Genomic DNA, 12,370 nt, shown 5'->3' on the forward strand with positions numbered 1-12,370 from the left:
GTTGTGGTTGAGCATCCGGGCCTCTTCCTGGGCCAGGACAACCACCCGCCTCGCGCGGTCGGTGAACCTCTCGAACACGTCACACCTCTCCCTCGGCGATCCCGGTCGGCGGGCCCCAGGCGGGTCCCAGGTGGGCCCCACGTGGGCGCGCTGACGCGCCGTGGCGCCCAAGGCCACGCACAGCCTCAAGTAGATAAGTGTTCCTGAAGTTAGATGCTGGGTCAATCACCCGGCGTTCCTTGATGGCACCCGCCAACCCCGCATACAGTCAGTATCAAATTCTTACGCGACTCTGGGGTGATCCATGAGAGACCACGAGTCAGCCCTCGTCCTGTACGACGAGGCCATGGCCTTCGTCCGGTCGGCGGCGCTCCGCGCGTTCGCCCGGCTGAACGTGGCCGACCACCTCGACGACGACGAGCCCGTCCCGGTCAGCGCGCTCGCCGCGGCGACCGGCGCCCGACCGGACGGTCTGGCCCGACTCCTGCGCTTCCTCGCGACCCGGGGCGTCGTGCGTCAGCACGACGACGACCGGTACACCCTCGCCGAGCTGGGCCGCGCGCTGCGCAGCACCGCCGAGCCACCGGCCCGCTCCGGGGTCCTGATGTTCACCGACCCGATGTTCTGGACCACGTGCCACCGGCTGGAGTCGAGCCTGACCGACGAGGAGCCGACCTTCGCCCGCTACTTCGGCGAGCCGCTCGGCGACTACTTCGCCGCCAACCCTGAGACCGACGCCCTCTTCTACGAGGGCATGGCCACGGTCTCCGACGCGGAGAACGCGCTCATCGCCGCCGCCTCCGACCTGCCGGACTCCGGCACGGTCGTGGACGTGGGCGGCCGCAACGGCACCATGCTGCTCGCCGCGCTCCAGGCCCGGCCGGGCCTGGACGGCGTGCTGTTCGACCGGCCCGACGCCCTGAACACCAGCCGGTTGGAGGCCGCCGGCCAGGACGGGCGCTGGAAGGCCGTCGGCGGCGACTTCTTCACCGAGGTGCCCCGCGGCGACGTCCTGGTGCTCAAGCGGATCCTGCACAACTGGGACGACGAGGAGTCCGTGCGCATCCTCCGCGCCTGCCTGCGCGCCCTGGAACCGGGCGGCCGCGTGCTGGTCGTCGACGCCGTCGTCCCCGAGGACGGCAGCGAGCACCAGAGCCACCTCATGGACCTGATGATGCTCAGCGCGTTCACCGGGCGGGAGCGGACCACCGCGGAGCTGCGGCCCCTGTTCACCGCCGCCGGCCTGCGGGTGACCCGGGTGATCCCGACCCCGTCGGTGATGTCGATCGTCGAGGCAGTCGCGGGAGAACCGGCATGACCCTGGACCTGCACGCCCGCCCCGACCTCGCGGCCCGCCTCGCCACCTCGGCCGGCGCGCCCACGGACGGGGCCCGCAACGCCCTGAACTGGCTGCGCGAGCGCCGCCGCAACGGTACCTTCCGGGTGACTCCCGTCCCGTTCGACCGGCTCGACGGGTGGTCCTTCCGCGCCGAGGACGGCGACCTGGTCCACCGCAGCGGCCGGTTCTTCACCGTCGAGGGAGCCGAGGTCACCACCCCCGACGGCAGCGCCCGCTGGCTCCAGCCGATCATCCGGCAGGACGACGTCGCCGTGCTGGGCATCCTGGCCCGCGAGATCGACGGCGTGCTGCACTTCCTGATGCAGGCCAAGATGGAGCCTGGCAACATCGGCCTGGTGCAGCTGTCACCCACGGTGCAGTCCACCCCGAGCAACTACTCGCGGGCCCACCAGGGCAAGACCTCGCGGTACGTCGAGTACTTCCTGGGCGACCACCCCGGGCGGGCGCTGGTCGACATCCTCCAGTCCGAGCAGGGCTCCTGGTTCCGGGGCAAGCGCAACCGCAACGTCGTGGTCGAGGTGGACGAGCCCGTCGACGTGCACGAGGACTTCCGCTGGTTCACCCTCGCCGAGATCCTCGACCTGCTGCGCCACCCCGACGTCGTCAACATGGACACCCGGACCGTGCTGTCCTGCCTGCCGCCGGCGGTCGACGGCTCGGTGTCGGTTCGGCACCCCGCACTGGCCAGGTCGCTCGGCTTCCCGGGGCACGAGGCGCGGCACGACACCGCCGAGGTCCACCGCTGGCTCGGCGAGCGGCGCGAGCTCCAGTCCCTGTCGGTCGAGCGCATCCCGCTCGCCGCCACCGCCGCCGCCGGCTGGGTCCGGGACGAGTCGCAGATCGGGCACGTCTCCGGCCGCTGGTTCCGGATCATCGGCGTGGACGTCGCGGCGGACAGCCGCGAGGTCGGCGCGTGGTCGCAGCCGCTGCTGGCGCCGTGCGACGTCGGGCTGGTCGCCCTGGTGACCCGCCGGATCGGCGACACCCTGCACCTGCTGGTGAAGGCGGACGTGCGCCCCGGCTACCGCGCCGGGGTGGAGGTCGGGCCCACCGTGCAGTGCACGCCGTCGAACTTCCCGCCGGGCACGCCCGGCCGGCCCGACTACCTCGACGCGGTGCTGGCCACCCCGCCGGAGCGCGTGCTGCACGAGTCCCGGCAGTCCGAGGAGGGCGGCCGCTTCTACCACGCGACCACCCGCCACCTCGTCGTCGAGCAGGACCCGTCGGCTCCCCTGGAGCCGGCGCCCGGGTACCTCTGGCTCACCGCCCACCAGCTCGCCGAGCTCGTCACGACCAGCTGCCAGGTCAACATCGAGGCCCGCAGCCTGCTGCTCACCCTGCTCGCAGTGATCCACTCCGACCGGACCCGAACCTCAGGAGGAGCCGCGTGACCTCCACCGCGCCCCGTGAACTGCGGGGCAGGCGCCAACTGCACGACGCCTCGTGGGACACCATCCGCGACCTGTTCGCGCTCGACCGCAGCTTCACCCACCTCAACACCGGCACCGTCGGCGCACTGCCGTACGAGGTGCTGGACGTCAACGACCGGGTGACCCGGGAGTGGACCGGCGGGCTGATGAACGTCTACCCGCCGGGCATGTACACCGGCCACCGGGAGACGCTGGCCCGCGCCTTCGGCGTCGACCAGGACGAGATGGTCATCTGCCACAACGCGACCGAGGGCGTCGCCCGGGTGATCAACGGGCTGGACCTGCGGGCGGGCGACGAGGTGCTCACCACCACCCACGAGTGCTACTCGGTGCTGTCCAACTTCAACCTGGTCCGCAACCGGCACGGGATCACCCTGAAGACGATCACGCCCCCGACCGGCTGGGACGTCCGGGCCGAGGAGATCGTCGAGCTGTTCGAGCGGGAGATCACGCCGCGGACCAAGGTCCTCGCGTTCTCCGGGATCACCCTGTTCACCGGGACCATGATGCCGATCCGCGCGCTCTGCGAGCTCGCCCAGCGGCACGGCCTGACCACGGTGGTCGACGGCGCCCTGCTGCCCGGGATGCTCGACTGCGACTTCCGGGCCTTCGGCGCCGACTTCATCTCCTGCTCGGGCTCGAAGTTCCAGTGCGGCCCGCTGGGCACCGGCATCCTCTACATCCGCAACAAGGTCTTCCCCGAGCACAACCCGCTGCCGCTGCCGACGATCTGGCCGGTCGTGTCGACCTGGTACCCGATGGCGGGCGAGCCGCCGCCCCGGACCACCACCAGCGTCGAGAGCTGCAACATCGGCGACTACTTCCAGAGCGCGGGCAGCGCCAGCATCGCCCGCGGCGCCGCCCTCGCCGCGGCGGCCGAGCTGTGGGACGAGATCGGCCGGGCCCGCATCGAACGGCGGATCTTCGACCTGGCCGACCACGCGCGCGCCGCGCTGGTCGAGGCGTTCGGCCGGGACAACATCTACTCCCCCGGCGGCGACGACCGGCTGCGCTCGCCGCTGATCGCGTTCCACCCGTTCCGGCGCCCTGAGGACGCCTGGAACGTCAAGAAGTTCATGGCGTTCGTCGACCGGCTGGAGCACGAGCACCGGATCTGGATCCGGTGGACCGAGTTCGACGTCCCCGGCTCGACCCACCAGCACTACGCGGCCCGCGTCTGCACGCACCTGTTCAACGACCACGACGAGATCGACCGGGCCGTGTCGATCATGCGCGACCTGGGACGGGAGATGTCGTGACGGCGCCGCGAACCGGAGACCTGCACCTGCCCGCCCCGCTCGCGCCGGGCGACCTGGACCCGGCTCGGGCCCGCCCCGCCGCGGACCTGGTCCACCGGCTGACCACGCGGACGCTGTTCGGCTACCGGGCCGAGCCCGACCAGCGGGGCTGGCGGGCGGTGGAGCCGATCGGGGACCTCGCCTCGGCCGTGCCGTCGACCTACAACGCGGGCCTGGGCACGAGCCTGCGGTCCTACGTGGTCCACCTCCGGCCGGAGGTCCACTGGGACACCGAGCCACCCCGCCGGGTGACCTCCCACGACGTCGTCCGCGGGTTCGCCCGCGCGTGCAGCCCGACCGCGCGACCGGCGGGGATCGAGCTCCTGCTGTCGGCGGTGCTGGGGATGCGCGCGTACGCGGAGCGGTACGCCGAGGCCGTCGCGGGCCACGAGGACGACGCGGCGCGGCACCGGGCCTTCCGCGAGGGGGACTCGATCCCGGGCGTGTTCGCCCTGGACGACGAGAGCCTGGTGGTCGAGCTGGAGCGCCCGGCCCAGGACGCGATCGACCTGCTCGCCCTGACCTGCGTCGCGCCCGCGCCCGTCGAGCACGACGACGTCGTGCCCGGTGGCGAGGACTTCGCGCGGCACGCGCGGGCGACCGGGCCGTACCGGATCGCCGGGCTCGACCCGGACGGCGGGGTGCGGCTGGAGCCGAACCCCGCCTGGGACCCCGACACCGACCCGCTGCGCGAACGCGCGTTCGACGCGGTGACCCTCCGCCCCGGCGCCCCGGCGCCGGAGGTGGCGCCGGAGGTCGAGGTGCCCGAGGTGCTGCACGCGTGCCTGCTCCCCCACGCCGGGGAGGGCCGTCCGCTCGCCGACCCGGCGCTGCGCCGGCTCGTCGCCTCGGCGGTCGACCCCGGGCTGGTGGCCGAGGCCGTGGCGGGCCACCTGCCCGGCGTCGCGCCGGCCCGGCGCGTGGTGCCCCCCGGCAACAGCGGGAACCAGGACCCGGACTCGCCCCTCGACCTCCCTGCCCCCGGCTCGCCGGTCGGGTCGGGCGAGGGGACGGCGCTGGTGCTCGTCCACCCGGACACCGCCGCGGCCGCCGCGGTGGCCGCGGCCGTGGTCGGGTGCCTGTCGGGCGTCGGGTTCCGGGTCGAGGTCCGGGCGGTGGGACCGGCCGACCACGCCGAACTGCTGCACGGCGACGGCGGGGCGGAGCACGACCTGCTGCTGACGGGGTGGGCCGCCCGGTGGCGCCACCACAACTACCGGGCCTACCTCCAGGCGCTGCTGGTCCGCCGGGCCGGGCGCGTCGACGGCCCCGTCTTCGACGTGCTGATCGACCGGGCGCTGGGCGTGGACTCCGACCCGCACGCCACCCGGGCCGCGTGGGCGGCGGTCGAGCAGGAGGCGATCACCAGGGCGGCGGTCGTGCCGCTCCTGCACGGGCCGCCGGCGGCCGCGCGGGCGGTGCCGGGGGCGGAGCGGGTGACGCCGCTGTACTCGCTCGGCATGGCCGCCGACCCGGCCGCGCTGGAACCGGCGGGGTCGCGCTCGACCGACCGGGTCCCGGTCTGAAGACGCCCGTGGGCCGGTGCCTCCGCGGAGGCACCGGCCCACGGGCGGTGGTCGGTTGGTCGGGCGGGTGTCGGCCGGGCGTGTGGCCGGTCAGGCGAGGGCCGGCTGTCGGCCGGGTGATGACCGACCGCCCGACCGGCCAGGCGTGTGGCCGGTCGGGCGATCGGCCGCGTCAGTCCACCAGCCAGAGGTTGGCGGCGTCGTACCAGCGGTCCACGTGCGGCATCGGGATCGCGTTGCGCACCCGCGGGCTCGTGACGTGCAGGATCGTCGGCTCGCACACCAGCAGCGGCACCACGGCCGCCGCCTCGCACACGGCCCGGTCCACGGCGTGCCACAGGTCGCCCGCCCGCTCCGGGTCGGGCTCGGCCAGCGCCTCGGCGATCAGCGCGTCCACGGCCGGGTCGCTGTAGCCGCCGTAGTTGCAGCTGCCGGCCCCGGACGGGGACTCGAACAGCGGCTGCATGCAGGTCCGCCCGTTGTTGCCGAACCAGTCGGGCGTCCAGGCCGCGGCCGTGACGTCCCAGTCGCCGGCGAGGGCGCGCTCCGGGTCCTGGAGGATCCGGTAGTACTCGTCGGCGTGCAGGATCCGGATCATCTCGACGTCGACGCCGGCCGCGCGGAGGTCGTCGGCGTAGCTGAACGCGATGTCGTCGTGCGGCGTCTCCACCCGGTAGAGGACGCGCAGCCGCATCCCCTCGCAGCCGGCGGCCCGCAGCATCTTCCGGGCCAGTTCCGGGTCCCCGCCGTCGGTGGTGCCGGGCGGCGCGGGCCGGTAGCCGACGTTGCCCGGCGGGATGACGCAGTGCGCGGTCTGGGTGACCGTGCCCAGGTCCATCCGGTCCATCAGCCCGACCAGCGCGGCCTTGTCGACGGCCGTGCCCAGGGCGCGCCGGACGGCCGGGTCCCGCAGCTCTTGCCGCGGCCCGCGCACGTTGAACAGGAGGTACGGGTTGAGGGCGTAGCCCACGTGCCGGTCGGCGTCCGGTGACGGCCGGTCGTGGCTGATGACCGGCGCGCCCCAGGACAGGTCCGCCCGGCCGCTCTCGACCTCGTCCCGGACCACCTCGTCCTCGACCCGGGCCATGCGGACCTCGATGCCGTCGATCCAGGCCGGCCGCAGCGGGTCCGAGGCCGGGTTCCAGGCGGGGTTGCGCCGCATCGACAGGTGCTCGCCGTGCCGGTAGCCGGTCAGCCGGTACGGGCCGCAGGAGCGCACGACGTCGGCGAACCCGGGACCACCGGGCACCACGGCGTCGTACTCGACCGGGGCGGGCGAGGCGTAGAGCGTGGCGAGGATGTTGACGATGTCGTTCGCCGGGCGGACCAGCCCGATCTCCAGCCGGCGGTCGTCGAGCACCCGCAGCCCGCTGATCTCGTGGGTGTTCTGGTAGCGGGCGGCGGTCTCCGGGGTGGCGCCGTCCCGCTCGATCGCGGCCCGGTAGCCCTCGGCGAACTCGGCCATCCCCCGCACCGTGCTGGTGAAGTAGCCCAGGGCGCCGGTGCCGGTCACCGGGCAGGCCAGGCGCTTGAGCCCGCGCACCAGGTCGGCGGCGGTGACCTCGCGCGGCGGCTCGGTGTCCCAGAACACGCCGGGGCGCAGCTCGACGCGGTGCACCAGGCCGCCCTCGACGACGCCGCCGTTGTCCGGGGTCGGGACCGCCACCGCGAGGTCGGGCACCGGGGTGAGGGCGTCCTCGTCGGCGGTGGTCGGGTAGGTGAACAGCTGCCGGGTGAACAGCCGCAGGATCTGGTGGGAGAACGCGTAGCTGGCGCACGCCGGGTCGATGTGGTCCATGCCGCCCGGCCCGAAGTACCGGAGGATGCCGCCCCGGCGGGGCTCGCCCTCACCGGGGAGGACCAGCCGGAGCGCGGCGGTCGTGTCGGCTGGAGTGCCGTCGGTCGTGCCGGCTGGAGTGCCGGCCGTCGTGCCGGTCGTCGTCGTGCTGCTGGTCATCGGGCGGCTCCGCGCTCGTTCCGCTCCCCCGCGCTCTGGCCGGTCCACCAGTCGTTCGCGCGGGCCCAGGCGACCGTCTCGACCAGGCCCTGCTCGACCGGGGTCGTCGCCCGCCAGCCCAGCAGACCGGCGATCCGGGACGTGTCCGGCACGCGCCGGGGGATGTCCTCGTACACCTTCCCGAACGCGGAGTCGGTGTCCAGCCGGATCGGCTCCACCGAGGAGCCGACGGCGGCACCCACGGCGCGCACGATCTCGGCGATCGTGCTCTCGCGCTCGTTGCCGACGTTGAGCACCAGCCCCTCGGTCTCCGGCGAGGCGGCGACGGCGAGGGTGGCCTCGACGGCGTCCCGGATGTAGGTGAAGCACCGGGTCTGGTCGCCGCGGTCGTAGAGCAGCGGCGGTTCGCCGCGCAGCAGGCGGTGCACGGTGTTGCTCACGACGTAGGCCGGCCGCTGGCGGGGGCCGTAGACGTTGAAGTACCGCAGCACGGTGGCGCGGGTGCCGTAGCGGCGGGCGTGGGCGAACGTCATGTGCTCGGCCACCGCCTTGCTGGTGGAGTAGGACCACCGGTCGGCCGTGGTGGGGCCGAGCACCCGCTCGGAGTCCTCCGACCACGGCGTGTCGGGGTTGCGGCCGTAGACCTCGCTGGTGCTGGCCAGGACCAGCTTCGCGCCCGCGTCCCGGGTGGCGTCGAGGACGGCGCGCGTCCCGGTCACCGCGATGTCGATCACGTCGAGCGGGTCGTAGAGGTACTGGTCCACCCCGACCAGCGACGACAGGTGGATGATCAGGGCGGTGTCGGCCGTGATCTCGCGGCGGACCAGCTCCGCGTCGCGCACGTCGCCGCGCACGTGGCGCACCGTCCCGGCCGGGACGGCGAGGTCCGGCGGCGGGTCGGCGGGGTCGAGGACGGTGATCCGCCGCCCGGCCGCGGCCAGCGCCTCCACCAGGTGGCTGCCGATGAAGCCGTGCCCGCCCGTGACGAGGACGTGCTCGCCGCGGCGGACCAGCGGAATGGGTGTCTCGGTCATGTCACCGGCCGATCCCTCGGTACTGGAGGTCGTGGGCGTGCAGGTCGCTGATCTCGTCCCGGGTGAAGTAGCGGCGGCCGTCGAAGACCAGGCAGCCCGACCGGGTGGCGGCGCGCAGGTCGGCCGCGGTGAGCTCGCGGTACTCCCGGTGCCCGGCCAGGATGGCCACCGCGTCGGCCCCGGCCAGCGCCGCGGCGATCGTGGGTTCCGGGTCCTGCCCGAACAGGGCGCGGACCCGGTCCGGCTCGGCCAGCCCGTCGTGCAGCCGGACGGTGCAGCCGGCGTTCCGGAGGTGCTCGACGAACGGGGCCACGGGGGTCTCGCGCAGGTCGCCGGTGTCGCTCTTGAAGGCCAGCCCGAGCACCGCGACGGTCGCGCCGGCCGGGTCCGTGCCGAGCTTGTGCAGCCCGTCGACCAGGTTCCGGGCCGCGTGGCCCGGCATGGCGTCGTTCACCGCCCGACCGGTCGCCACGGTGCGCAGCTCGACGCCGCGGTCCGCCGCGGCCCGCGCGGCCATCACCGGGTCCTTGGGCAGGCACGAGCCGCCCACGCCGACGCTGGGCAGCAGCACGTTCATCCGGCCCGCGCCCTTCGGCAGGGTGTTGGCCGCCGTGACCACGTCCATCACGTCGATCCCGAACGCGTCGCAGAACAGCGCCAGCTCGTTGGCCATCGCGATGTTGTGGTCGATCCACCAGTTGCTGGCCAGCTTGACCGCCTCGGCCACGTCGGCGTCCTTCACCGGGTGGACGGGGACCCCGAGGTGGCGCTCCCAGAAGGCGGTCGCCGCCTCGGCCGACTCGGCGTTGACCCCGCCGACCACGACGGCGAGCTCCCGCAGCTGGTCGAGCGCCTGGCCCTCGGCCAGCCGCTCCGGGCAGTGCACCAGGCCGATGTCGGTGCCCGGTTCCAGCCCGTGGCCCGCCAGCAGGGGCGCGACCACGGTGCGGGTCGTGCCGGGCGAGACCGTGCACTTGACGACGACGAGCTGCCCGGCGCGCAGCCGGGGGGCCAGGTCGCGGCAGGCCGCCTCCAGCTGGCTCGGGTCGAGCCGGCCCTCGGCGTCCACCGGGGTGCCCGTGGTGAGCAGGACGACGTCGCAGTCGGAGGCCGCGGACAGGTCCGCGGTGACGGTCAGCCGCCCACTGGCGAGGCCGTCGCGCAGCAGTTCTTCCAGGCCGGGTTCGGCGATCGTGCACCTGCCGGCGCGCAGCCGCTCGACGTGGGCGCGGTCGACGTCGGCCGCGATGACCCGGAGGCCGCGCTGCGCGAGCACCGCGGCCAGGCACAGGCCGACGTAGCCCGCTCCGACGACGAGCACGGACGGGTCGCGGTCATGAGGCAGGAACCGCATGGTCCTCCAATCTCGACGCGGCCAACGCACGGCGTGCGCCCGCGCGAGTTCGGCGATGATCCTCTCGGTGACGGCCGCAGGGTGAACGGTCGGCGGAGGGTGTGCTCACCATCCGGCGCGGACGGTGTCGACGATGTGCTCCCGCTGCTCCTCGGTCAACCACCAGCCGACGGGCAGGTAGCAGACCCGGTCGGCCACGGAGTCGAGGCCGGGCAGGGGTTCGCGGGCGGCGGCGACGGTGACGTGCTCGTCGTTGCGCCGGGCGATGATGCTCGTCATGATCCCGGCCTCGTCGAGCCGGCGCATGAACCCCAGCCGGTCCTCGACCTTCACCGGGTAGGCCCAGAAGGTGGGCTCGCGGTCGTCGGGCCGCTCGGTGTGCTCCAGGCCCGGCACGCCCTGGAGCTCCTTGTCGAAGCGGTGCGCGTTGGCCCGGTGGCGGGCCAGCAGGTCGTCGACGAGCTCCAGGTTGGCCAGGCCGATCTCGGCGCTGATCTCGTTCATCGGGAAGCGGAAGCCCCACTCGGGGACCTCGTACTCGCCGCGGGTGCGGTCGTCGGCGCGGTCGATGCCGAACCACCGGGTGCGCAGGGCCCGCCGGTGCAGCTCCTCGTCCGGGAGGACCACCAGGCCGCCGCCGCCCGCGGTCAGCAGCTTGATCGTCTGGAAGCTGTAGACGGCGGTGTTGCCGTGGTTGCCCAGCGGCTTCTCGCGGTAGGTCGCCCCCCAAGCCTGGGCGCAGTCCTCCACCACCGGGGGCCGGAAGCCCAGGCGCTGCTCGGCCCGGTCCAGCACCTCGTCGAGCTTGCGCAGGTCGAGGGGGAACCCGAGCCAGTGCACGACGACGATCGCCCGCGTCCGGGGAGAGATCCGCCGTTCCAGGTCGTCGAGGTCGATGTTGAGCGTGGCCGGGTCGGTGTCGACCCACCTGATCTTCAGGCCGTTGCCCAGGATCGGCCAGTTGGTGCCCTCGAAGGTGAACGGGGTGGTGAGCACCTCGTCCCGCTCGGGGGTGGGGTCCGGCCGGTACGGGTCGCGCCCCACGAGCAGGTGCAGCGCCAGGTGCAGGCCGGAGGTCGCGCAGTTAACCGCGGCGACCCGGGGGTTGCCGAGCCGGCGCCCCAGTTCGACCTCGAACGCGTCGGCCCTCGGCCCGTGTTCCACCCGGCCGCTCCGGAGGACTTCGGCCACCCGCTCCGGGGCATCGGGCGCCATCGCCACCTTGAAGACCGGGATCATGAGCACCCTCCGCCACTATGGGTATAGATAACAGTATCTAACACACGGGCAAGAAGCTATCAAGGGTGCCGGAACTCCCACTGAGTTGCCTTTCGTAGATCTATCTGCGACGGTGGAAAGCCGAGTGCCCGCGAGGCGCGGAGCAGCCGCGGAGACGGGGGTCCGATGACCGGGGAGCAGGCCACGCACGTCCCGCTGGGCCGCGCCGGCCTGCGCGTCAGCAGGCTGTGCCTGGGGACGGTGAACATCGGCGGTCGGGTCGACGGCCCCGAGGCGCTGGCCCTGCTGGACGCGGCCCTCGACGAGGGCATCGACTTCGTCGACACCGCCGACATCTACGGCTGGCGGGTCCACCAGGGGCACACCGAGGAGCTGCTCGGCGACTGGCTCTCCCGGCCGGGCGTGCGGGACCGGGTCGTGCTGGCCACCAAGGTCGGCAGCCGGTTCGGCGTCGGGCCCAACGACGAGGGGCTCTCCGCCCACCACATCGTCCGGGCCTGCGAGGCGTCGCTGCGGCGGCTGCGCACCGACCACATCGACCTCTACCAGATGCACCAACCCGACCCGGCGACGGGCTGGGAGGAGATCTGGCAGGCGATGGGCCTGCTCGTGGCCCAGGGCAAGGTCCGCTACGTCGGGTCCTCCAACTTCGCCGGGTGGCAGCTCGCCGCCGCGCAGGAGGCGGCCCGCGCGCGTCACTCGTTCGGGATCGCCGCCGAGCAGTGCCTCTACAACCCGCTCGTCCGGCACGCCGAGCTGGAGATCATCCCGGCGGCGCGGCACTACGGCATCGGCGTGCTGGTGTGGTCGCCCCTGCACGGCGGGCTGCTCTCCGGGGTGCTGGCCAAGATGTCCGACGGGACGGCGGTGAAGTCGGCCCAGGGCCGCGCGGCGGCCGCGCTCGACGAGCACCGCGACGTCGTCGAGCGGTTCGAGCGGCTGTGCGCCGAGCACGGGCGCCCACCCGCCGAGGTCGGCCTGGCCTGGACGCTCGCCCGCCCCGGCGTGACCTCGCTGGTGATCGGACCGCGCCACCCCGCCCACCTCAAGGGCGCGCTGGCCGCGCTGCGGGAACCGCTGGCCCCAGAGCTCGAAGCGGCCCTCGACGAGCTGTTCCCGCCCCTCGGTCGCGGCGGCGCCGGCCCGGACGCCTGGCTGACCTGATCCGGTCG

9 protein-coding genes are annotated in these 12,370 nt (G+C 73.8%); 5 read left to right on the forward strand and 4 right to left on the reverse strand.

The genetic code is table 11. The annotated features are described in order from the left end of the window. Positions 1-304: 304 nt before the first annotated feature. From Q5530_RS05885 to Q5530_RS05900, 4 genes are read left to right on the forward strand one after another with little or no spacing between them, the layout of a single operon-like run. Positions 305-1,318: a methyltransferase gene (locus tag Q5530_RS05885; protein ID WP_415361181.1), complete on the forward strand. Its 1,014-nt coding sequence runs from the start codon at positions 305-307 to the stop codon at positions 1,316-1,318. Further along, the gene (locus Q5530_RS05890; RefSeq protein ID WP_415361182.1) at positions 1,315-2,751 is read left to right on the forward strand and encodes an NDP-hexose 2,3-dehydratase family protein; all 1,437 of its coding nucleotides are present in this window, start codon (positions 1,315-1,317) and stop codon (positions 2,749-2,751) included. Before Q5530_RS05885 ends, Q5530_RS05890 begins: the two co-directional genes overlap by 4 nt. Beyond that, complete coding sequence (locus tag Q5530_RS05895) at positions 2,748-4,049, forward strand: aminotransferase class V-fold PLP-dependent enzyme (protein WP_380635569.1); 1,302 nt, start codon at positions 2,748-2,750, stop codon at positions 4,047-4,049. Before Q5530_RS05890 ends, Q5530_RS05895 begins: the two co-directional genes overlap by 4 nt. Next, a complete protein-coding gene (locus Q5530_RS05900; protein ID WP_415361183.1) occupies positions 4,046-5,614 on the forward strand; it encodes an ABC transporter substrate-binding protein in 1,569 nt (522 codons plus the stop codon). The genes Q5530_RS05895 and Q5530_RS05900 overlap by 4 nt, the downstream gene beginning before the upstream one ends. 172 nt (positions 5,615-5,786) lie before the next feature. Here the strand turns inward: Q5530_RS05900 and Q5530_RS05905 are convergent, their stop codons facing one another. The 4 genes from Q5530_RS05905 to Q5530_RS05920 form a co-directional block, all read right to left on the reverse strand. Next, positions 5,787-7,571 carry an ABC transporter substrate-binding protein gene (locus Q5530_RS05905; RefSeq protein WP_415361184.1) on the reverse strand — a complete coding sequence of 595 codons (1,785 nt, stop codon included), beginning with the start codon at positions 7,569-7,571 and terminating at the stop codon, positions 5,787-5,789. Next, complete coding sequence (locus tag Q5530_RS05910) at positions 7,568-8,605, reverse strand: NAD-dependent epimerase/dehydratase family protein (RefSeq protein ID WP_415361185.1); 1,038 nt, start codon at positions 8,603-8,605, stop codon at positions 7,568-7,570. Before Q5530_RS05910 ends, Q5530_RS05905 begins: the two co-directional genes overlap by 4 nt. Before the next feature lies 1 nt (position 8,606). Further along, entirely contained in the window at positions 8,607-9,959 is a 1,353-nt protein-coding gene (locus Q5530_RS05915; protein ID WP_415361186.1) for a nucleotide sugar dehydrogenase, read from the reverse strand. Positions 9,960-10,064: 105 nt separating this feature from the next. Then, entirely contained in the window at positions 10,065-11,198 is a 1,134-nt protein-coding gene (locus tag Q5530_RS05920) for a DegT/DnrJ/EryC1/StrS family aminotransferase (protein WP_415361187.1), read from the reverse strand. Between the two features lie 165 nt (positions 11,199-11,363). On the opposite strand from Q5530_RS05920, the gene Q5530_RS05925 reads away from it, so the two are divergent. Next, the gene (locus Q5530_RS05925) at positions 11,364-12,362 is read left to right on the forward strand and encodes an aldo/keto reductase (protein WP_415361188.1); all 999 of its coding nucleotides are present in this window, start codon (positions 11,364-11,366) and stop codon (positions 12,360-12,362) included. The last annotated feature ends 8 nt before the right edge of the window (positions 12,363-12,370 follow it).

Source organism: Saccharothrix sp. BKS2, assembly GCF_047689505.1.
GTDB lineage: Bacteria > Actinomycetota > Actinomycetes > Mycobacteriales > Pseudonocardiaceae > Actinosynnema > Actinosynnema lopnurensis.